The sequence below is a fragment of the Kitasatospora sp. NPDC053308 genome, from assembly GCF_055585785.1.
In genome coordinates this window covers 134,919-154,328 of sequence record NZ_JBVJJY010000016.1, presented here as the reverse complement: position 1 = coordinate 154,328, position 19,410 = coordinate 134,919, and the positions used below count along the sequence as shown (strand labels likewise).

At 74.8% G+C, this 19,410-nt stretch carries 21 protein-coding genes; 8 read left to right on the top strand and 13 right to left on the bottom strand.

Annotation, left to right across the window (positions count from 1 at the left end):
* Positions 1 to 42: 42 nt before the first annotated feature.
* The 3 genes from ACZ6Y7_RS29245 to ACZ6Y7_RS29235 all read right to left on the bottom strand — a co-directional run bounded on the left by ACZ6Y7_RS29245 (position 43) and on the right by ACZ6Y7_RS29235 (position 3,276).
* Complete coding sequence (locus ACZ6Y7_RS29245; protein ID WP_465760946.1) at positions 43 to 1,134, bottom strand: VWA domain-containing protein; 1,092 nt, start codon at positions 1,132 to 1,134, stop codon at positions 43 to 45.
* A gap of 270 nt (positions 1,135 to 1,404) precedes the next feature.
* The gene (locus ACZ6Y7_RS29240) at positions 1,405 to 2,169 is read right to left on the bottom strand and encodes a VOC family protein (protein ID WP_465760945.1); all 765 of its coding nucleotides are present in this window, start codon (positions 2,167 to 2,169) and stop codon (positions 1,405 to 1,407) included.
* Positions 2,170 to 2,448: 279 nt separating this feature from the next.
* The gene (locus ACZ6Y7_RS29235) at positions 2,449 to 3,276 is read right to left on the bottom strand and encodes an SDR family oxidoreductase (protein ID WP_465760944.1); all 828 of its coding nucleotides are present in this window, start codon (positions 3,274 to 3,276) and stop codon (positions 2,449 to 2,451) included.
* Positions 3,277 to 3,375: 99 nt separating this feature from the next.
* Between ACZ6Y7_RS29235 and ACZ6Y7_RS29230 the strand changes: the two genes are divergently transcribed.
* The 3 genes from ACZ6Y7_RS29230 to ACZ6Y7_RS29220 all read left to right on the top strand — a co-directional run bounded on the left by ACZ6Y7_RS29230 (position 3,376) and on the right by ACZ6Y7_RS29220 (position 6,106).
* Positions 3,376 to 3,795 (top strand): MarR family winged helix-turn-helix transcriptional regulator, encoded by a 420-nt coding sequence (locus ACZ6Y7_RS29230; RefSeq protein WP_465760943.1) that lies wholly within the window; start codon positions 3,376 to 3,378, stop codon positions 3,793 to 3,795.
* A gap of 311 nt (positions 3,796 to 4,106) precedes the next feature.
* Positions 4,107 to 5,114, top strand: coding sequence for an SPFH domain-containing protein (locus ACZ6Y7_RS29225; protein WP_465760942.1), 1,008 nt, complete (start codon positions 4,107 to 4,109; stop codon positions 5,112 to 5,114).
* On the top strand, positions 5,111 to 6,106 hold the full coding sequence (locus ACZ6Y7_RS29220; protein WP_465760941.1) for a hypothetical protein: 996 nt from the start codon (positions 5,111 to 5,113) through the stop codon (positions 6,104 to 6,106). Before ACZ6Y7_RS29225 ends, ACZ6Y7_RS29220 begins: the two co-directional genes overlap by 4 nt.
* Positions 6,107 to 6,139: 33 nt before the next feature.
* On the opposite strand, the gene ACZ6Y7_RS29215 is transcribed toward ACZ6Y7_RS29220, so the two are convergent.
* Positions 6,140 to 6,946 carry an SDR family NAD(P)-dependent oxidoreductase gene (locus ACZ6Y7_RS29215; RefSeq protein WP_465760940.1) on the bottom strand — a complete coding sequence of 269 codons (807 nt, stop codon included), beginning with the start codon at positions 6,944 to 6,946 and terminating at the stop codon, positions 6,140 to 6,142.
* Positions 6,947 to 7,054: 108 nt separating this feature from the next.
* Positions 7,055 to 8,827, bottom strand: coding sequence for an eCIS core domain-containing protein (locus tag ACZ6Y7_RS29210; protein ID WP_465760939.1), 1,773 nt, complete (start codon positions 8,825 to 8,827; stop codon positions 7,055 to 7,057).
* A 329-nt stretch (positions 8,828 to 9,156) separates the two neighbouring features.
* On the opposite strand from ACZ6Y7_RS29210, the gene ACZ6Y7_RS29205 reads away from it, so the two are divergent.
* Together ACZ6Y7_RS29205 and ACZ6Y7_RS29200 are read left to right on the top strand one after the other, a co-directional pair.
* Positions 9,157 to 9,369 carry a cold-shock protein gene (locus tag ACZ6Y7_RS29205; protein WP_465760938.1) on the top strand — a complete coding sequence of 71 codons (213 nt, stop codon included), beginning with the start codon at positions 9,157 to 9,159 and terminating at the stop codon, positions 9,367 to 9,369.
* Positions 9,370 to 9,956: 587 nt separating this feature from the next.
* Entirely contained in the window at positions 9,957 to 10,226 is a 270-nt protein-coding gene (locus tag ACZ6Y7_RS29200; protein WP_465760937.1) for a hypothetical protein, read from the top strand.
* Positions 10,227 to 10,507: 281 nt separating this feature from the next.
* On the opposite strand, the gene ACZ6Y7_RS29195 is transcribed toward ACZ6Y7_RS29200, so the two are convergent.
* Entirely contained in the window at positions 10,508 to 11,248 is a 741-nt protein-coding gene (locus ACZ6Y7_RS29195; RefSeq protein WP_465760936.1) for a VC0807 family protein, read from the bottom strand.
* Between the two features lie 69 nt (positions 11,249 to 11,317).
* Complete coding sequence (locus tag ACZ6Y7_RS29190; protein ID WP_465760935.1) at positions 11,318 to 11,917, bottom strand: TetR/AcrR family transcriptional regulator; 600 nt, start codon at positions 11,915 to 11,917, stop codon at positions 11,318 to 11,320.
* A gap of 346 nt (positions 11,918 to 12,263) precedes the next feature.
* On the opposite strand from ACZ6Y7_RS29190, the gene ACZ6Y7_RS29185 reads away from it, so the two are divergent.
* Positions 12,264 to 13,820, top strand: a complete 1,557-nt coding sequence (locus ACZ6Y7_RS29185; RefSeq protein ID WP_465760934.1) for an RICIN domain-containing protein — start codon at positions 12,264 to 12,266, stop codon at positions 13,818 to 13,820.
* Positions 13,821 to 13,930: 110 nt separating this feature from the next.
* On the opposite strand, the gene ACZ6Y7_RS29180 is transcribed toward ACZ6Y7_RS29185, so the two are convergent.
* Positions 13,931 to 14,578: an MBL fold metallo-hydrolase gene (locus ACZ6Y7_RS29180; protein WP_465760933.1), complete on the bottom strand. Its 648-nt coding sequence runs from the start codon at positions 14,576 to 14,578 to the stop codon at positions 13,931 to 13,933.
* Positions 14,579 to 14,588: 10 nt separating this feature from the next.
* The gene (locus ACZ6Y7_RS29175) at positions 14,589 to 15,686 is read right to left on the bottom strand and encodes a type III polyketide synthase (RefSeq protein ID WP_465760932.1); all 1,098 of its coding nucleotides are present in this window, start codon (positions 15,684 to 15,686) and stop codon (positions 14,589 to 14,591) included.
* Between the two features lie 345 nt (positions 15,687 to 16,031).
* Between ACZ6Y7_RS29175 and ACZ6Y7_RS29170 the strand changes: the two genes are divergently transcribed.
* The gene (locus ACZ6Y7_RS29170; RefSeq protein WP_465760931.1) at positions 16,032 to 16,484 is read left to right on the top strand and encodes an iron chaperone; all 453 of its coding nucleotides are present in this window, start codon (positions 16,032 to 16,034) and stop codon (positions 16,482 to 16,484) included.
* Positions 16,485 to 16,663: 179 nt separating this feature from the next.
* On the opposite strand, the gene ACZ6Y7_RS29165 is transcribed toward ACZ6Y7_RS29170, so the two are convergent.
* From ACZ6Y7_RS29165 to ACZ6Y7_RS29155, 3 genes are all read right to left on the bottom strand, one after another.
* Positions 16,664 to 17,608: a hypothetical protein gene (locus tag ACZ6Y7_RS29165; RefSeq protein ID WP_465760930.1), complete on the bottom strand. Its 945-nt coding sequence runs from the start codon at positions 17,606 to 17,608 to the stop codon at positions 16,664 to 16,666.
* Between the two features lie 380 nt (positions 17,609 to 17,988).
* A complete protein-coding gene (locus tag ACZ6Y7_RS29160) occupies positions 17,989 to 18,147 on the bottom strand; it encodes a hypothetical protein (RefSeq protein ID WP_465760929.1) in 159 nt (52 codons plus the stop codon).
* Positions 18,148 to 18,290: 143 nt separating this feature from the next.
* Positions 18,291 to 18,707, bottom strand: a complete 417-nt coding sequence (locus ACZ6Y7_RS29155) for a hypothetical protein (RefSeq protein WP_465760928.1) — start codon at positions 18,705 to 18,707, stop codon at positions 18,291 to 18,293.
* A 108-nt stretch (positions 18,708 to 18,815) separates the two neighbouring features.
* On the opposite strand from ACZ6Y7_RS29155, the gene ACZ6Y7_RS29150 reads away from it, so the two are divergent.
* Positions 18,816 to 19,088: a hypothetical protein gene (locus ACZ6Y7_RS29150; protein ID WP_465760927.1), complete on the top strand. Its 273-nt coding sequence runs from the start codon at positions 18,816 to 18,818 to the stop codon at positions 19,086 to 19,088.
* Positions 19,089 to 19,106: 18 nt separating this feature from the next.
* Here the strand turns inward: ACZ6Y7_RS29150 and ACZ6Y7_RS29145 are convergent, their stop codons facing one another.
* A complete protein-coding gene (locus ACZ6Y7_RS29145; RefSeq protein WP_465760926.1) occupies positions 19,107 to 19,223 on the bottom strand; it encodes an aromatic-ring hydroxylase C-terminal domain-containing protein in 117 nt (38 codons plus the stop codon).
* Positions 19,224 to 19,410: the final 187 nt, after the last annotated feature.

Below are 19,410 nucleotides of genomic sequence, written 5' to 3'. Positions count from 1 at the left end.
GTCCGGACTCGGCGCGGGGGCCTGGGAAAGTCAGCCGGCGGGTTACAGCATCACGAGCAGCTTGGTGCCCGGCACCAGCTTCCGGTTGACGGAGGTGGACTGCACGAACACGGTGTACGACGGGTTGTCGCCCGGCTTCACCGTGGCCTCCGCGGTCGGCAGGCCGAGCAGCCGGCGGGCCGCCGGGCCGGAGAAGACCCGGCCGGTCATCCGGCCGGTGGCCGGGTCCTTCTCCGCCACGGCGAGCTGCTTGCGGGCCTGGATCTTCTCGCGCTTGGACAGCTCGTAGAAGGCGCAGCCGGTCGTGTACGAGTGGCCGGCGGTGGTGACGAACTCGCGGATCGGCAGCGGCTGGTCGACCGGGACGAGGATGTACTTGCCGGTGTCCAGGGCGTCGAGGTTGGCGCTGACGTCGGCGGTGTTGAGGTCCTGGCCCATGGCGAAGAGGTTCTTGGTGCCGCGCACGCCCTGTTCGCGGCCGCGCAGGAAGCTGGTGGCGGCGCTCTTGACGGTGCCGATGGCCTCTTCGACGCCCTGGCTGGAGTCGGCGTCCCAGATGGCGATGTTGCCCGCGGGGAAGCCGTACTCCTGGGCGGTGCGCTTGGCCAGGGAGTTCGGGACGAGGATCGCCGAGGTCCAGTGGTCGGGGAGCTCGCCCATGGCGGTGTGGATGCGCTCGATCCAGGAGCGCAGGACGCCGGCGCCCTTTCCGGCGCCCATCCGGGTGTGCATCTGGCCGCACTGGGAGAAGCCGGAGGCGTTCTCCTCGCCGTCGGTGACGACGACTTGGAGGAAGGAGTGCTCGCCGTACCCCTCCCAGATGTTCTTCAGGTCGTCGATGGACTTCACGGCGGACTCGATCAGCGCGGTGGCGCCGTTGTCGACCTTGTAGAGGCCGCGCAGGGACGGCAGGTGCTTGACGTCCATGTCCCAGACCAGGTTCTGCACTTCGTGGTCGAACGCGTAGAGGCTGATCCGGGTCTCGTGGCCGAGGCGGTCCGATTCCTCCTGCAGGCCCTTCACGAACTCGTCGACGACGCGCACGAGTTGGTCCGCGTGCTGGCGCATCGAGCCGGACTTGTCGACCACCAGGGAGACGTGGTTGACCTTGTGCTTGATCCTGTTCGCAGACATGGGTCTACCCCGTTTCAAGGAATTGGTGTTTTCGGCGCCTTTTCGCGGCGCTCCCTCCGACGTGCTTTCCACCCTACGAGGGGGCACTGACATTCCGTCCGGGCATCGGGGCGTTGCGATCCGGTGACGCGGAACGCGCCGTTGCGTCGAGGGTTCGTACGAGCTCCGTCGCGGTGCGGCGCTCCGCCACCGGCGGCCCCCGCCCTGCCGGACGGCAGCACGAACGCGCCCCGGGCCGGCGGCTCGGGGCGCGTTCGTGTCCGGGGCCGGTCAGCCCTCGGCGCGGGGGGTGAAGACGCCGAAGGTGGCGCCCTCGGGGTCGCGGATCAGGGCGATCCGCGGGCCGTTGTCCATCTGCGTGTCGGCGGGTCCGTACAGGACCTCGGCGCCCAGGCGGGTCGCGCTCGCCGCGGTGGCGTCCACGTCGGCGACCTGGACGTACGGGCTCCAGTGCGAGGGGACCTCGGGCGGGAAGGAGTCGTCCATGGCCATCACGCCGCCGAACATCCGGTCGGCCAGGCCGACCATCGGGTAGGTGTCGTCGGGCCAGACCTGCCAGTCGAAGACCTTCTTGTAGAAGGCGAGGGCGGCGTCCTTGTCGCGGCTCGTCAGGTCGGCCCAGCCGAAGGCGTTCGGCTCGTTCACCACGCCGAAGCCGCCGAAGCGGCGGCCCTGCCAGACGGCGAACGGCGCGCCGGTCGGGTCGCTGAGCAGGGCCCAGCGGCCGAGGTCGCCGACCTCCATCGGCCCCATCCACACCTGGGCGCCCGCCTCCTTGGCGCTCTCGCAGGTGCGGTCGACGTCCTCGGCGGCGAAGGAGAGCAGCCACATCACCGGCTGCTGGGGGTTCATCAGCGGGGCCACGGCCGCGGCGGGCGCGCCGTCGTGGAAGAAGGTGGTGTAGCCGCCGTACTGCGGGTCCGGGTCGGTCTCGGCGCTCCAGCCGAACAGTTCCCCGTAGAACCGCTGGGCCGCGGGAAGGTCGCGGGCGCTCAGCTGCGCCCAGCACGGGGAACCAGGGACGATCTCGGTCACCTTCAACGCACTGCCTCTCGACGCGGTTTCCTGGGACCGGCGGCGACGGCCCGCCGTTTCCGCCGGTCGGGCGGCTGGCGGTGAGCCTAGTGGACCGGCCCCCGCCGGCCGGGCACCTCGCCCAGCGCGTCGGCCTCCGGACTCCGGACGCCGGACGCCGGGCTCCTGAAGCCGGACGCCGGGCTCCCGAAGCGGGCTCCTGAAGCCGGACGCCGGGCTCCTGAAGCCGGACGCTGGGCTCCCGAAGCGGGCTCCGGACTCCGGGCGCCCGGCTCCTGGCTACGCGGCGACCCAGGCGCCGGTCAGCGCCTGGACGGCCGAGCCGTCGAGGTCCTGGAGCTTGGCGCCGACGAAGGCGCGGGCGGCGTCGGAGGTGAGCAGCCGGAAGGCGGGCCGCTCGGCGGTGAGCCAGTCGGCGATCAGCTCCCCGACGGCCTGCGGGGTCTGGGCGGCGGCGAAGGCGTCGCGGGTGCGGGCGAGGTAGGCGGACAGGGCGGGGGCGTACGGTCCGGCCTGCTCCAGGGCGTCGGCGGGCAGGCCCACGTTGGCGACGAACTCGCTGGCCACCGCGCCGGGTTCGATCACGCCGACGGTCACGCCGGTGGTGGCGGCGACCGGGGCGAGGGACTCCATGAAGCCCTCGACGGCGAACTTGGCGGCGCAGTAGGCCTCGTTGAAGGGCTGGCCGATCACGCCGCCGACGCTGGTCACGGTCAGCACGCGGCCCTTGCTCGCGCGCAGCAGGGGCAGGGCGGCCTTGGTGACGTTCAGGACGCCGAAGAAGTTGACCTCCATGACGGCGCGGACGTCGTCGACGCTCTCCTGCTCCAGGGTGCCGACGTGGCCGGCGCCGGCGTTGTTGACCAGCGCGTCCAGCCGGTCGAGGCCGGCCAGGCAGGCCTCGACCGAGGCGGGGTCGGTCACGTCCAGGGCGCGGACCTCGACGGTGGTGCCGGCGTCCTTCGCCGCCGCGAGGAGGGCGTCGGCCTTGGCGGTGTCGCGCATGGTGGCGATCACGTGCCGGCCGGCGCGGGCGGCGGCGACGGCGGCGGCCAGGCCGATGCCGGAGGACGTGCCGGTGATCAGGACGGTCTTGGTGCTGCTCATGGCGGTGGCCCCTCACATGCTTATGGTTCATAACCAATATGAACCATAACTATGTGAGCCGATATTCAAGCTTGTCAAGCACCTGGCTAGGCTGGGGCCATGTCCAACCCCTCGGATGAGCTCACCGGCGAGGTCCTCGGCCTCTTCGCCGCGATCACCCGCCGCTACGGCCGGGAGGCCGAGGCCGCCGCCGCGGTCCACGACCTGACCCCGCTGCAGGCCAAGGCCCTGCTGGCCGCCGAGCACCCGGTCCCCACCCGCCGGATCGCCGAGCGGCTGCACGCGGAGCCGTCCAACGTGACCGTGATCATCGACCGACTGGAGTCCCGCGGGCTGGTCGAGCGCGGCGCCGACGAGAACGACCGCCGGATCAAGCGCGTCGCCGCCACCGAGGCCGGGCGCGCCGTCGTCGCCGACCTGCGCGCCCGGATGCCCTTCGCCGCCGATCCGCTGGCCCGGCTCACCACCGGGCAGCGCGAGAGCCTGCGCGAGCTGCTGCAGCTGGTCCTGGACGCCTGACCGGCGACCGGGCCCGAGGCGGGGCCGAGCCCAGGGCCGGGGCCGCGGGGGCCGCAGGGCGGGGCGGCCGAGGGCGCGCGGCGGCCCGACCTCGCCGAGGCGGGGCGGCACCGGGGCCCGTCGACCGGCCCGGACGCGCGCGCCCCGCCGGAGGCGGCGACCACCTCCGCCTCGACGGCCCCGGGGGCGGGCGCACCGCCGGCGGGCGGCCGGCAGCAGCCCCGGGAACCGGTCGACAGCACCTCTTTTGGTCACCTTGACGAGAACTGGTCGGAGCCAATAGCGTCGAGGTGACGAAAAGGGGGTCTCCGATGGCCGACATCACCAGACGATTCGGGCTGCGCCACCTGCGCGCCGTCCCCACCGCCCACGTGCGCCACCTGCGGCGCGGGCGGGTCGCCCACGACGGGGCCGGACTGGCCTTCTGGTTCCGGCCGCTGACCGCGGCGATCTCCGAGGTACCCGTGGACGACCGGGAACTCGCCATGCTCTTCCACGCCCGCACCTCGGACTTCCAGGACGTCACCGTCCAGGCCACGCTCACCTACCGGATCACCGACCCGGCCACCGCCGCCACCCGCGTCGACTTCGGGATCGACCCCGACACCGGCGCCTGGCGCGCCGCCCCGCTCGACCAGCTCGCCACCCTGCTCACCGAGACCGCCCAGCAGCACGCGCTCGGACTGCTCGCCCGCACCCCGCTCGCCGGCGCCCTCGTGGACGGCGTGGACGCGGTGCGCGAACGGATGTCCGCGGGCCTCGCCGCCGAGCCCCGGATCACCGAGACCGGACTCGCCGTGATCGCCGTCCGGGTGGTCGCGCTGCGGCCCGAGCCGGAGGTCGAGCGGGCGCTGCGCACCCCCGCCCGCGAGCTGGTCCAGCAGGAGGCCGACCGGGCGACCTTCGAGCGCCGGGCGGTGGCGGTCGAGCACGAGCGCGGCATCGCCGAGAACGAGCTCGCCAACCGCATCGAACTCGCCCGCCGCGAGGAGCAGTTGCTCGCCCAGCAGGGCGCCAACGTCCGGCTGCAGGCCGAGGAGGAGGCCGTCGCCGACCGGGTGCGCACCGACGCCGAGGCGCAGCGCCGCACCCGGCTGGCCGCCGCCGAGGCGCAGGCCGCGCGCGAGCTCGGCGAGGCCCGGGCGGCGGCGGAGGCGGCCTGGCTGGCGGCCCACCAGCAGGCCGATCCGGCGGTGCTGCGGGCGCTGGCGCTGATGCGGCTGGCGGAGCACCTGCCGCGGATCGACAGCGTGACGCTCACCCCGGACGTGCTCACCGGTCTGCTGGCCCGCCTCGGTGCCCCCGGGGAGCGGCGGTGACCCTCGCCCCGCGGGTGGTGCTGGTGCACCGGCGCACCGAGTACGAGGAGCTGGTGGCGCGTCACGGCACGCCGGGGCAGGCGGCGTTCTTCCTGGCCTCCCGGGGCCGTTCGGCCGAGGAGGTCGAGCAGCGCCACCACCGGCAGGCCACGGCGCTGGCCGAGGCGGCGGCGGCCGTGCCGCTGGACTGGCGGCGCAGCCGGGTGGAGCGGGCGGACCTGCCGCGCTTCCTGTTCGAGCCCGGGGACGTGGTCGCGGTGGTCGGCCAGGACGGCCTGGTGGCCAACGTGGCGAAGTACCTGGACGGTCAGCCGGTGGTCGGGGTGGACGCCGACCCGGGGCGCAACCCGGGTGTGCTGGTGCGTCACCGGGTGGCCGCGCTGCCCGGGCTGCTGCGGGCGGCGGCGCACGGCGAGGGGGCGGTGGAGGAGCGGACGATGGTCGAGGCGGTCGCGGACGACGGCCAGCGGCTGCTCGCGCTGAACGAGGTGTACGTCGGGCAGCCGGGCCACCAGACGGCCCGCTACCGCCTGGGGACGGCGCGGGCGCCGGGCGGTGCGGCGGGCGGCGCGCCCGAGGCGGGCCGGGCCGCCGAGTCGGCGCAGGCCGCGAAGGCCGCGGAGGCGCCCGAGGCGGCGGAGGCGCAGGCCTCCTCGGGGGTGCTGGTCGGCACCGGCACGGGCGCCACCGGCTGGTGCCGTTCGGCGTGGCTGGAGCGCGGCGGCCCCGGCGGCCCGTCCGGTCTGCCCGCGCTGCCCGCCCCGGACGCACCGGCGCTGGCCTGGTTCGTCCGGGAGGCGTGGCCCTCCCCCACCACCGGCACCAGCCGGGTGCACGGTCTGCTGGAGGCCGGGCGGCAGCTGGTGCTCACCGTGGAGTCCGAGCACCTGGTCGCCTTCGGTGACGGGATCGAGGCGGACGCCCTGGAACTGGCCTGGGGACAGAGCGTGCGCGTGGGCGTCGCCGCGACCCGGCTGCGGCTGCTGGGGTGACCGCCCGCACCGCCCGGCAGCCCCTGTCCCCGGTCAAAGGCGCAGGTGCGAGGCCCCGTTGAGGTCCAGCACGGTGCCGGAGGCCCAGGTGGCCTCCGGGGAGGCCAGGTAGAGCACGGCCGCGGCGACCTCCTCCGGGGTGCCGACCCGGCCGAACGGGCTCTGCCCGCGCAGGGCCTGCCCGGAGGCGCCGCTCAGGCGGTCGGCGACCCGGTCGGTGGCGGTGAAGCCGGGGGCGACCGAGGTCACCGCGATGCCGTGCGGGGCCAGGGCGACGGCCAGGGACTGGCCGAGGGCGTGCAGCGCGGCCTTGCTCGCCCCGTACGCGGGGTGGTCGGGCTCGCCGCGGAAGGCGCCGCGCGAGCCGATGTGCACGATCCGGCCCGGCGCGCCGCGGGCGATGAGGCGGCGCGCGACGCAGTAGCTGAGGTTCGCCGCGCCGAGCAGGTTGACGTCGACCATCTGCCGCCAGACGCGCTGCCAGTCCTCGTACGGCACCTCGGCCACCGGGTGGGCGTTGTCCGCGGAGGTGGCCACGGCGGCGTTGTTGACCAGGACGTCCACCCCGCCGAGCCGCTCGTCCGCGGCGTGGGCGATGCGCTCGGCGGCGGCCGGGTCGCCCAGGTCGCCCTCGACCAGGACGTGCCCCTGGCCGGGCAGCCCGGCCAGGGTCTCCTCGGCCCGGGCCCGGCTCGACGCGTAGTGCACGGCGACGCGGTCGCCCCGCGCGGCGAAGGCCTGCGCGACGGCCCGGCCGATGCCCTTCGCGGCCCCGGTGACCAGGACGCCCCTGGCGGGGGCCGGGTCGTCGGCGGGCGGGGCGGGACGGAAGTCGATCATGCCCCTCACCCTGGTCCCCGCCGCGCCCCGGTGTCAACGGCGCAGGGGCCCGGCCGGCCGGAGCGGCCGACGGCGCAGGGCCCCGGCCGGAGCGGGCCCTGGCGCGCGTCACAGGCCGGCGTTCTCCAGCCGGCCGAGGCGGTCGCGGCCCTGCTGCGCCCAGTTCTCCACCCCGTCCGGGTGCAGGGGGTTCGCCCACCACTTCATCTTCGTCCGCGGGAAGTACTCGCCCTCGGCCGCGTTGGCCTGCCCGGGGTAGGAGGAGCGCGGGTAGCCGGGGGTGCCGGGCTGGCCCGCGTCGTGCAGGAACAGCGCGTGGGAGTTCCAGCCGAGCGTGCCCGCGCCCTGCTGGCGGACCTGCCAGTCGTCGTCGGCCATCTGGGTCAGGGCCTGGCACACGGCCTCCACCGGCATGCCCGGGCGCTTGAGGGAGGAGTCCAGGGAGGCGGCGTGCGCGAGGCTCTCGATCAGTTCGATGTGCAAGGCCGGCTGGGCCGGGTCCGGGCGGCGCAGCACCAGGGTGAAGCCGTGCCCGGCGAACTCGATCCGGAAGACGGCTTCGGCGCCGTGGCCCGCGGCCGAGCGGATCGCGTTGGTGAGCCCGGCGACGGCGGTGCGGAAGGCGCCGGCGTCCTCGGTGACGTCCCGGTCGTTGCCCGGGCCCTGGGCCATGGCCTCGTTCGCCGCGCGGTGCGAGAGCGCCTCGCGGCTCTCGCCCTGCTGGGCCGTGACGCCGGACAGGACCGGGAACAGGTGCTGGGCCGTCGGGTAGCAGGAGGCGAAGTTGACCGGGTTGAGGATGTCCCGGCGCAGCAGGTCCGGGCCGATCTCGGCGGCGAGGTCCATGGTGTCCTCGAAGCCGTACGCCGGGTCGAGGACCACGTCCAGCAGGTACCAGTAGAGGGCGTCCGCCCCGTCCCGGTGCGGGAACGGCGCGTCGGCCGGCAGGGAGTTGAGGGCGAGGTCGATCAGCTGCCCCACGTCCGCCGGCAGCGCGGCGGGCAGCGGGGGCTGGAAGGCGGCGCGGTTCTGCTCGCAGAAGTCCCGTACGGCCTGCTCCGAGCCGAGGCTCTGGAAGAAGCCCTGCCAGGTCTCCCGGACCAGGTTGCGGTCCGCGCCCGCCCAGACCTGCCGGGCCAGGTCCTGGAAGGCCTGCATCCGCTCGGCCGGGACGACGCGGCCCGGCATCGCCTCCCCGATGGTGACGCGCTGCACCGCGGCCGGCCCGGGCGCGGCCCCGGCGGTCTCGGGCTCGTGCGTCGGGGCGGGGGCCGGGCCGCGCAGCACCCGGGCGGCGGTGGCCTCCGCCTCGCGCTCGAAGCGGTCCGAGGGGTCGGAGACCCGCAGGCCGCCGCCGTTGTCGGTGCCCGCGACGGGGCCCCGGCGCTGCTGGATGACGTGGGTGAGCTCATGGGCGAGGGTGTGCCGGTCGAGGCCGCCCTCGCCGAGCACCACGTGGTTGCCGCTGGTGTAGGCGCGGGCGCCGATCTCGGCGGCGGAGGCCCGGGCGGCGGGGCCGGTGTGCACCCGGACGTCGCTGAAGTCGGCGCCCAGGCGGGCCTCCATGTCCGCGCGGGACGCCTGGTCCAGCGGCCGGCCGCTGCCGCGCAGCACCTCGTGGATGGCGGAGCGCTGGACGGCGGGCGCCTCGTCCCGGTGCGTGTGCGGCCCGGCGTGCGGGTGGGCTCCGGCGTGCGGGCGGGGTGCGGGCCGGCGCTGCGCACCCTGCCGGCGGAGCATCTGGACGACCGCCGCGTTGCCCGCCGAGGCCTGGAGGCCGAGCAGTCCGACCGAGCCCGCCGACGGGGCCGGGGACGGCCTGCGGGCCTGCTGCCGCTCGGCGACGGCACCGCCGCGACCGGCCTTCTTCTCCTCACGCACGCGTGCTCACTCCCTCGTCGAGCGGCCCGCGGCCCGCGGTGCCAGTACCGAAGTACCGATCAGTATGCGGCCACCGGACGGACAACACACGCCCCGTTCCGGCAGGTTGAGGGGATCCGCCCCTCGCCGGCCCCGGTCCTGCCGCCGGGGGCAACCGCTCCTGACCGCCCCGGGCAACCGCCCGGTCCGCCCGGGGCAAGCGTCCGTTCCGGCGCGGACGCGCGTCACGCTTGGCACCCGATTCCTCACTCCTCGTGAAAGGATCTCCGTCGGCAACGGTTCGTCTCGACATCCGTGCCGAGCATTCGTATCGACCCAGGGACAGGCACATGGCGGAGCGTCAGAACGGCACGGTGAAGTGGTTCAACGACGAGAAGGGGTACGGCTTCATCACCCCGGAGTCCGGGCCCGACCTGTTCGTTCACTTCCGTGCGATCGAGGGAAGCGGCTTCAAGTCCCTGGTGGAAGGGCAGAAGGTCACCTTCGAGGCCGTCCAGGGGCAGAAGGGGATGCAGGCGGACAAGGTCCGGGTCGTGGAGTAGCGCCCGGGGCCGGAGCCGACGCGGCGGCCGCGGCGACGGCGGCACCCAGGGCGAACCGTCACGCCAGTCCGCGCCCACGGGACCACCGTCGGCGCGCCGGACACGTCGGGTCGCCGTCAGACGTACGCGCGGACGTGCGCCATCTCGACGGCCCGGTGCCGCTCGCGCCAGTGGCGGGCGCGCAAGGTCGCGCGGGCGGCGGTTCGCAGAGCAGGCAGGGGCGGGCGGGGGTCTCGGCCGGGTCGGTCACCGGGGTATCCCAGCAGGTCGGGGCCGGGGTCCGCGCCGCCCCTTCCGCCGGGGGCCGGCGCCCGCAGGGGCTCCCGCGGGGGCGGGCGGCGGCTGGTGCGGGCGGTCCGCGCGCGGTACGCGGAAGGCCCAGGGTGCCTGCTCCGCCCGACTGATCCCGGGCGATCGCCGTCCGGTCCGCGTTTCCGCAGGTCAGCTCGGAGTTTTTGACGAGCCGTGAGGTCCGCTCGGGCGGCGGCAGCACTTGCGGGGGGTCGCGGCGCATGGCTGTCTGAAGTCGCGGCGGGCCGCTCGGCGCCGTCCCTTTCAATCCCTGAACTCCGTGGAGGAGATTTCCCATGCGTGCTTTCCAGCGTGTTCTTGCCGTCGGTGCCCTGACCGCCCCGCTCGTGATCGGCTGCGCCGGCCTGGCCTCGGCCCAGGAGGGCCTGAGCGCGGACTTCGGCAAGGGCGGGTTCATGGCCAACCAGAGCGGCGCCGGCGTCGCGGCCGTCGAGTCCTCGGTCTCCCCCGACGGGATCACCCACGCCGGTTTCTGGATCCTGGCCGACGACAACGGTGTCTCGGGTTCGTTCACGGGCTCGGGCGCGTCCTGGAGCAACGGCTGACCGAGCGGCGGTGCGCGCAGTCCGCGTCACGGACGCGCCGCGCGTCCGTGACGCGGGCGACAGGCACGGCGCGGGTCAACGACACCCCCTCCCCCCCCCCCCCCCCCCCCCCCCCCCCCCCCCCCCCCCCCCCCCCCCCTCTTCCTCCCCCCCCCCCCCCCCCCCCCCCCCCCCCCCCCGCTCCCCCGGCTCCCCCGCTTCCCCCGTGTCCCCCCGCTTCTCTCCGGGCCCCGGCTTCCCCGGCCTCCCCCGTGGCGGCCCGGTGACCAGGTGACCCGGTGTCAGACCTTCAGGCCGTGGCGGTTGACGTACCAGAAGTGGAAGCCGAACAGCCCGCCCAGCACCGCCAGCCACTGCAGCGTGTTCACCAGCGGCACCAGGTCCACCGGCAGGGTGCAGGCCAGCGTCACCCGGATCCCGGCGTCCGCGGCGAACCCGAGGCCCCACACGGCGGTCAGCAGGCGCAGGTGGCGGCGGAAGACCGCGTCGTGGTCGAAGCGCGCCACCCACTCCTCGGCCCCCGCCTCGCCGATCTTGGCGGCGACGAGCGAACGCGCCGCGGTCAGCATGAACGGACGCCGCGTCGCCAGCGTGCCCAGCACCCAGAGCCCGAGCGCGCCGAACACCCAGCTGTCGCGCACCAGCAGCACCCGGGGGCTGCCGCTGACCATCGACATCAGCGCGCCGACGGCGACCATCAGCAGGGTGAACGCCGGCAGCACCTCGACCCGGCGGCTGCGCACCATCCCCAGCACCAGCCACGGCACCAGCAGCAGGCTGCTGACCAGCAGCGCCGCCCACTGGCTGAGGCCCGCGCCCTGCAGCGCGTAGAAACCGCCGAGCGGCAGCGCCAGTTCGAACACCAGCGACGTGGCCAGCGCCCGCTTGGCGGCACGCGCCTTCTGCGCCTCGGAGGGCGCGGTGCCCTCCCGGCGACCCTCCTGCCCGGCCTTCGCGTCTTCGGCCTGCCGGCCCACGGCCTGCTCGTCCACGGTCTCCCCCATCACACTCGCCCGTCCCATGACTGCCCTCTCCCCTGTCCTGTGCGCGACCCTGCCGCCCTTGCCGGCCCTGCCCGTCCCGCCGCTCCGCTACGGGTCGGCGCGGGTGGCCCGTTCGAAGATGTCCGCCAGCTCCCGGCCGGCCTCGATGACGTCGAAGGTCGGATCCCCGACCCAGCGCATCACCACGGCGTCGATCGCCCCGCGCATCGCCACGAGCATCAGCCGCGGGTCGAACTCCCGGAACTCACCCGCCTCCTGGGCCGCGCGGACCGCCTGCTCCTGGCCCTCCATCACCTGCCGCATGGAGGCCTGGTAGCCCACCGTGGCCGGATCGTCCCCGCCGAGGTTCGGCAGCACCTCGATCAGCGCCTTCAGGTGCCCGGGCCAGACCGCGAGCAGTTCGACGTTGGACTCAATGAACGCCCGCAGCCGGGCGCTCGCGCCCTCGGCCGCGGCGATCCTCGGCATCATGAACCCCCCGGTCACCCTGGTCACCTCGGCGACGACCTCGTGCATCAGGTCGTCCTTGCCGGCGAAGTGGTACGAGATCATCCCGGTGCTGCTCAGCCCCGCCTGCTTCGCGATCCGGCTGAACGAGGTCTTCGCGTAGCCCACCTCGGCGACCACCTCGATGGCGGCCTGCACGATCTGCGCCCGGCGCCCCGACTCGGTGAACGTCCGCCCCATCCCAACCCTCCTTGCCCGCCCAAGCTGATTCTTGCTTGCCTGAGCAAGACTGTAGAGCACTTTGCTCGCCTGAGCAAGAAATTGCGCGGGCGAGCAAAATCCGGCGAAGGGCTCGTGGACGGGGGCGGCGTGCGAGGGTGCGGCGTGCGGCGGCGGCTTCGCAACCGAACTGCCCCCGCCGGACTACCGTCCCGCGTTCGCGCTTCCGAGCGCCCTTACCGCGGCAGGCCCGGGCCCCGATCCTGGCTCCGGGCCGGGTCGTCGACGAACGGTCCCGTGCCCCCGACCGATCAGGACACCGCCTCGGGCACCACCGTGCGCCCGCTCCCCCGAGAGGAACCCGTCCTTGACCATCGGACTGCGCCTGCCGCGCGGCTTCGCCGCCCTGGGCACCGCCCTCCTCGCCGCCACCGCCGCCGTCCCGCTGACGGCCTCCCCCGCCGCCGCGGCCACCCCCATCTGCCTGAGCGGCAACCTCCAGTACGACTACCAGTCGGCCGAGGACGGCACCGCGAAGCCCACCAGGACCAAACCGGTCCGCAACGCCGACGTCGCGCTGTGGGGCAACGAGAAGTCCACCGACGCCCCGCACCAACTCACCGCCGACTACCAGTACACCGGCACCGCCGACGGGGCGTTCAACCTCTGCTACACCCCCGTCTCCACCACCTCCATGAGCAGCATCCGGGTGCGCTTCCGCACCGAGAGCGGCAAGCTCTGGAAGGTCGGCGACACCACCGGAACCCCCTACACGCTGGACTCCCCCGCCCTGTCCAACGTCTCCACCGGCGCGTCGGTCGGCGTCCTCAAGCCGCTCGCCGACTCCGCGCGGGCCTGGCACGCCTTCGACACCGTCTACCTCCTGTGGTCGCACCGCAACAACCCCAGCAGCACCTGCTGGTCCAGCCACGAGGCGGACAACGCCTGCACCGAGCTGAACATCCGCTGGACCAGCGGCTCCACGGACGGCCCGTACTACGACCTGGCCAACACCGTCCACCTCACCGCCGCCGACCCGGACTCCGAGCACACCGTCCTCCACGAGTCCGGCCACTTCCTCATGCACCGCCTCTACAACGACACGTTCCCGGCCGTCACCAACTGCAGCCCGCACTACATCGACCAGGTCAGCTCCGGCACCTGCGCCTGGACCGAGGGCTTCGCCGACTCCACCGCCGCCTACCTCCTCGGCGACTACCGCTACGTCTGGTCGGACGGCAGCAGCTACCCCTTCACGTACACCACCGGCTGGAACACCGGCGACCAGGTCCAGGGCAACGTGGACGGCGCGCTGCTCGACCTGTGGAACCACGTCGACGGGGGGTGGAACGCCACCCTCGCGGTGATGACCGCGCACACCCAGTCCACCTTCGCGGACTACTTCAAGACCGGCCGGCCCGCGGCGATCCCGCCGCTCACCACGACCGGCAGCGCGCTGACCTCCCTGGCGGCGCACACCATCGACTACGGGCCCACGATCGTGGCCGACAACCAGTACCACGCCCTGACCGACGGCGGCGGGCTGGCGCTGGAGCACGCCGGGCAGTGCGCCGCCACCACCAACGTGGTCGCCGACCTGAACGCCTACGACTCCACCCGCGCCTCGCAGCGGTGGAAGTTCGACACCAACGCGGACGGCACGGTCAGGATCTACGACAGCTGCCCGACCCCGCTCACCCTCACCGCGCCCACCACCGCCGGGACCCAGGTGACGCTGAAGGCCTTCGACTCCGCCGACGCGCACCAGAAGTGGCGGGTGGCCCAGAACGGCAGCGGCACCTACACGATCACCAACCCGGCCACCGGGTACGTCCTGGACAGCGCTGCCGTCAGCGCCGGGTCGGCCGTGACCGTCAACCAGGCCGGCACCGCCAACAGCCAGGGTTGGGCCACCCTCAGCTGAGCCGCCCCGACCCGGCCCGCCCGGCCCCAGCCGGCCGGCTGGGCGAGACCGAACGGCCCGCCCCGGCCTGCCGCCGGCGCGGGCCGCCGGGCCCGCGGAAGCGGCGTCGGTCAGCGCGCCCAGTCGGGCGCGAACCCCGCGCCCGCGCGCCTGATCCGCGCCGCACCCGCCCCCGCGAAGTGCGCCGGAATCACCAACTCCCGCTCGTCCGCGGCCCGTTCCAGGACCCGCAGGCGGCTGGCCGCCGCCCGCACCGGGTCCAGGCAGAAGCAGCTGCTGCACGAGGGGTGCGCCAGCTGGACCGGGGAGTGCAGCAGGTCCCCGACGAACACGGCCCGTTCACCGGCGGAGTCGACCCGCAGGACGGACGAGCCCGGGGTGTGCCCCGGCGCCTCCTCCAGCACCAGGGCCGCGTCGATGCGCAGCGAGCCCGACCACTCCTTCGCCTGCCCGGCCACCAGCACCGGGGCGACGCTGTCCTCGAACACGAGGTCCCACTCGGCCCGGTGCGCCGGGTCCAGCGCGCCGCCGTCGCGGGCCCCGCGCCCGGCGGCCGGGTCGAAGAACGCCCGGTCCGCGGCCGGCAGGTAGTACACCGCGTTCGGGAAGGTCGGCACCCAACTCCCGTCCCGCTCGGTGGTGTTCCACCCCACGTAGTCGGCGTGCAGGTGGGTGTTCAGCACCGCGTCGACCTCCTCCGGGCGCACTCCCGCCGCCGCGAGCAGCTCCGGGAAGCGCCCCTGGCGCCGGTGGAACATCGCCGGCGGCTCAGCGCGCGAGGTCGAGCGCGGCGGCGGCCACCGGCCGGTCGCGGACGAGCTGGGTGGTCCACCGGCCGAGGGCGATCTCGGCGGTGATGCCGGGCCCGAAGCCGGCGATCAGGCCCTTGGCGCGTTCCGGGGCCCCGCCCTCGTCGAACAGTCGGCCGAGCGCGTCCAGCACGACGGCGCTGGCGATGTTCCCGTACTCGGTGAGGGTGGCCCGGCTGAAGCGGAAGGCCTCCGGCGGGACGCCGAGGTAGCGGGAGAGGTCGTCCAGGATGCGCGGGCCTCCGGCGTGGACGATGTAGAAGTCCAGCCCCGAGGCGTCCCAGCCGTGTCGGCCCGCCAGCTCGGTCAGCACCGGCGCGAGCGGCTCCATGGTGCCCGGGACGCGCCGGTCCAGCAGGAAGTGGAAGCCGGTGGAGCGGACGCTGTAGGCGATCCAGTCCTCGGTGTCGGGCACCAGGTGCGAGCCGTTGCGCTCCAGCCGGATGCCGGTGCCGCCCTGGCCTCGGACCACCGCCGCCGCCACCGCGTCGCCGAACAGTCCGTTGGACAGCAGGGTGCCCACGGACAGATCGGTCGGCTGGTAGCAGAGCGAGCAGAACTCGCAGGCGACGATCAGCGCGTTGGCCTCGGGGTAGGCGGTGCAGAAGTCGTGCGCCCGGTTGATCGCCGCACCCCCGGCGGCGCAGCCGAGTTGGGCGATCGGCAGCTGGCGGGTGTCGGAGCGGAACCCCATGCTGTTGATCATCCAGGCGGTCAGCGACGGCATCATGAAGCCGGTGCACGACACGTAGACGATCAGGTCGATGTCACGGGCCGTCAGCCCGGCGTGGGCCAGGGCCCGGTGGACCACCGAGGGCACCCGCGCCTTCGCCTCCGCCTCGTACCGCCGGTTGCGGGCCTCGAACCCGCCGTGTCGCAGCGTCTCGTCGATCGGTTGGACGAGATGGCGCTTGCGGACGCCGGTGTTCTGAATCAGGCGGAGCGCGAGGGGCAGTTGGGGGTGGTCGGCATGGACGGAGCGGGCGAGGTCGAGGGTCTCCTGCAGCGTGATCACGTGCTCGGGCACGTCGACCGCCGGTCGGCACAAAGTAGGCACGGGTCCCGATGATCGTCGCTGCCCGGCGCGGAACGAGGATTATCCGGATGATTCCAACTCCAACGTGTCATCGCGGCCCTCCCGATTGACCGGCCTCGGCCGGGCCGGGCCCCCGGGGCGCGTCCGTGGGTCCGGATGCCCGCCCGGTGTTCGGGGCGGTGTCCGCTCGGCCTCCGATCGGTGTTCGGGGCGGTGTCCGTGGTGCGGATCCGTGGTGAGCACGGATGCGCTCCATGGGGCGGATGGGGGAGAGTGTGACCACGCCGACCGGGCCGGCCGCGCAGGAAGGCGAAACGGCAGGCCGATCGGGACTCATGACGACGCGACACCAGGGGTGGACGGACGATGACCAGTACCGAGAACGACAAGCACGCCGGGTTCTCCGCCGAGGAGCGGACGGCGATGAAGGACCACGCGCAGGAGCTGAAGAAGGCCGCGCGCAAGGGGTCCAAGGCGGAGAAGGCGGCCGAGGCGGAGCGGGACGTGCTCGCGAAGATCGCCGAGATGGGAGACGGCGACCGGGCGATGGCCGAGCGGGTGCACGCCGTCGTCACCGCCACCGCCCCGCAGCTGGCGCCCAAGCTCTGGTACGGGATGCCCGCCTACGCCCGGGACGGCAAGGTCGTCTGCTTCTTCCAGAGTGCCGAGAAGTTCAAGTCCCGCTACGCCATGCTCGGTTTCAGCGACCAGGCGCAGCTGGACGAGGGCCCGATGTGGCCGGCCTACTTCGCGCTGGCCGAGATCACGGCGGAGGTCGAGGAGCGCATCGCCGACCTGGTCGAGCGCGCGGCCGGCTGAGCACTCGCGGGGACGGTCGCCGCGGCGGGCGGTCGCCGCGGCGGCCGGGCCGAGGAGGAACGGCCGTGGCCGGCCGCGAGCTGATGCGCGACGGCCGGTGGCCGACCTGACCCGCGCGGGACGGCGGGGCCGGCGGGCCAGGCGGGGCGGGCGGGCCAGGCGGCAACCCGGGCCGGGGGCTACCGCGGCGGGCGCCGTATGCGCCGGAGCGCCGCGCGGAAGGACATGCCGCGGTCGTGCCACATCATGCCCGCGGACGCGCCCAGGATGATCACCACGCCGATCGCGATGAAGAACGACATCAGGGCGAACACCACCCCGATCGGCCCGTACTCGTCCTCGTTGCCGACGATCATGCCGGAGAGGGTGAAGTGGAAGACGACCAGCATGCCGATCCAGAACCCGCCGGTCGCGACCGCGCACGGCACCAGCCGGCGCCAGGGTATGCGCCCGGCCAGCAGGAACCACATCGTGAACCACCAGGCGCCGACGCACCCGGCGGCGCCGATGACCCACCACAGCACCGGCCGACTCGCGTGCAGGGTGCGCCCCGCCAGGGTGCCCAGCGCCAGCCAGCCCACCACCAGGGCCAGCCAGACCAGCGCGCGCAGCCGGTCCCAGGTCTTCCGGGGCAGCTGGAACACCCGCTGGTACAGCTGCTGGATCGACAGGGCGGTGGCCAGGCCGCCCAGCACGAAGAAGACCCACGACAGTCCGGTGACCGCCCCGGAGGTCGTCGAGGTGGGGGCGATCAGATGGCTGACGTCGGCGGAGGCCTCCGCGCTCAGGCCCAGCCGATGGGTCATCCCGGACACCGCCGACCGCCCGGACAGGGCGGACACCACGATCAGGAACGGGACGGCGCAGAGCAGCAGCGTGGCGGCCAGCACGATGGCCTGGCTGAGGAAGTCCACCGCGTCCAGCCTGGTCCACAGGCTCTCGGCCCAGGAGCCGGAGTACTTCGCCTGCCCCCACTCGGCCGCCCGCCGGGCCCGCCGCACACCCGCGTTCCCCTGCGCCTTCCCGCCCCCGGCCCCGCGCTCGTCGCCGGGCCGGTCGCCGCGCTCGTCGCCGGGCCCGTCCTGCGGTCCCGGCGTTCCGGGTGTCCTGTCCCTCGCGCCCATGGTGCATCCTCCGTCGACCGCGGGGATTCGTGGCCGGTCGGGACCCGCCCCGCAGGCGGCGACACCCGCCTCCGCAGCGGCCGTCCCGTATTCACCGTCGCACGGCGGCCCGCGCCGCGCCCGGGCCGCAGCCCCGGCCCGGGCGCCGCTGCGCACACGACGACGCGAACGGATGGGGAACACCGTGGCCTCCCTCCCCCGACGGCCCCGGCGGCCGCCGTCTCGATGTCCCCGAGCCTGACCCCCGCACCCCCTCCCGCACATGTGCCGATCGGCAGGAAACACCCCCTCCCGCAGCCGCCCCACCCTGCCGATCGACAGGGCAAGGGCACGATGACAGGACACCGAGGCGGGCCGGGGGCCACCCGGGCCGGGGGCGGTCAGCGGCGGGACCACCAGCGGCGGCGCGCGGGCTCGGGCGCCGGGCCGGTGAAGGGCGGGAGGGCGCGGAAGCCGTCGTCCGGGACGGCGCTCGCGCCGACCCGGACGAGGGTCTCGCGCACCAGCGTCAGCGGGTGGGACGGGAAGTGGCGTCCCACTCCGGGAGCTCGGCCACGTGGGAGGGCAGCGGGCCGCGCAGTTCGGGGTCGTAGGGGTGGGGACGGACGTAGGCGCCGAAGCCGACCCGGTGCGACCACGGCCTCCCGCATGCCGATGACCGGGCCTTCGGCGGCCTGGACGTTCAGCACCACGCTGCAGCGGTCGCGCGGCAGCGTCCACGCGCCGACGAACACCTGCCCGGGGCCGCTGGCCGGGGGGCCTGGACGAGCTGCCACAGGCCCGGCAGTCCGCCCAGCTCGCGGACCTCCGCCTCGATCAGGGCGGCGCCGCCCTGCGCGGTCTGGCGGGCCACGTCGCGCAGCAGCCGCTCACCGGCGTCGAGCGGGGCGGGCAGGTCCGGCACCAGGGCGAAGTCGTGGACGGACAGGACCACCCCGCGCTCGTCGTCCCGCACGCGGTCTCCGGCCCCCGGCGCCACTGGCCCCGGCCACTGCCACTGCCACTGGCCCCGGCCACGGCCCCGGCCACTGCCACTGCCACTGCTCTGGTCCGCTCGGGGGACGAAACCGGCCAGATCCAGGCTGATGACCGCACTCATGCCGGCCGTCCTCCCAGCCCGGGCCGTCCGGGATCGCCCGCTTGACGAGGCCGGCCGGGCCGCGCACCGGTGGTGATCGCCACCGGTCGGGCACGGGAGAATGGGCGGGTGACCGGAAGCCAACTCCCCCGCGGCATCACCGCTCTGATCCCCGGTGCCCCCGCCCCGGCCTCGCCCGGCGCGCGGGCGGCGTCGCAGCTCCTCCACCTGCGGACCGCGGAGGTGCCGCTGCCGCTGCTGGCGGCGGCCGTGGAGCTGATCGCCCCGCAGCTGGAGAGCGCGGACCCGGTCACCCGCGAGGCCGCCGCCGACGTCCGCGCCCGGCTGCTCGCCGTACTCGACGCGGCCGGGCCGCGGGCCGGGCGTCCGGGCCCCGGCTGAGACCGGACGCCGCCGGCGTCACCGCGACGGCGTGCCGGCCCAGCGGCGCAGCGCGGCTTCGAGACCGGGGGCGTCGAAGGGCGCGGTCGCGTCGTCACCGGCCCAGGCGACCACCCCGTCCGGACGGACCGGCACCCCGACCGACCGGCACCCGGCCGTCGCCCCGGAGCCCTCACCCGGCACCCCGGAGCCGGCGCGCGGCGGACGGTGACGGCGGACGGTGACGGCGGACGGGTCGTCGACCGCGACGAACTGCCGCGCCGCTTCACCGCGCTGCCCGCCGGGGCGTTCCCCGCACCGCCCGCCGCGCCGCCGAACCCAC

Coding starts and splice junctions, on each gene's coding strand:
- ACZ6Y7_RS29205 (WP_465760938.1), top strand. CDS start 9,157: ATGGCGGAGCGTCAGAACGGCACGGTGAAGTGGTTCAACGACGAGAAG.
- ACZ6Y7_RS29190 (WP_465760935.1), bottom strand. CDS start 11,917: ATGGGGCGGACGTTCACCGAGTCGGGGCGCCGGGCGCAGATCGTGCAG.
- ACZ6Y7_RS29180 (WP_465760933.1), bottom strand. CDS start 14,578: ATGTTCCACCGGCGCCAGGGGCGCTTCCCGGAGCTGCTCGCGGCGGCG.
- ACZ6Y7_RS29165 (WP_465760930.1), bottom strand. CDS start 17,608: ATGGGCGCGAGGGACAGGACACCCGGAACGCCGGGACCGCAGGACGGG.
- ACZ6Y7_RS29170 (WP_465760931.1), top strand. CDS start 16,032: ATGACCAGTACCGAGAACGACAAGCACGCCGGGTTCTCCGCCGAGGAG.
- ACZ6Y7_RS29215 (WP_465760940.1), bottom strand. CDS start 6,946: ATGATCGACTTCCGTCCCGCCCCGCCCGCCGACGACCCGGCCCCCGCC.
- ACZ6Y7_RS29225 (WP_465760942.1), top strand. CDS start 4,107: ATGGCCGACATCACCAGACGATTCGGGCTGCGCCACCTGCGCGCCGTC.
- ACZ6Y7_RS29245 (WP_465760946.1), bottom strand. CDS start 1,134: ATGTCTGCGAACAGGATCAAGCACAAGGTCAACCACGTCTCCCTGGTG.
- ACZ6Y7_RS29235 (WP_465760944.1), bottom strand. CDS start 3,276: ATGAGCAGCACCAAGACCGTCCTGATCACCGGCACGTCCTCCGGCATC.
- ACZ6Y7_RS29155 (WP_465760928.1), bottom strand. CDS start 18,707: ATGAGTGCGGTCATCAGCCTGGATCTGGCCGGTTTCGTCCCCCGAGCG.
- ACZ6Y7_RS29195 (WP_465760936.1), bottom strand. CDS start 11,248: ATGGGACGGGCGAGTGTGATGGGGGAGACCGTGGACGAGCAGGCCGTG.
- ACZ6Y7_RS29200 (WP_465760937.1), top strand. CDS start 9,957: ATGCGTGCTTTCCAGCGTGTTCTTGCCGTCGGTGCCCTGACCGCCCCG.
- ACZ6Y7_RS29230 (WP_465760943.1), top strand. CDS start 3,376: ATGTCCAACCCCTCGGATGAGCTCACCGGCGAGGTCCTCGGCCTCTTC.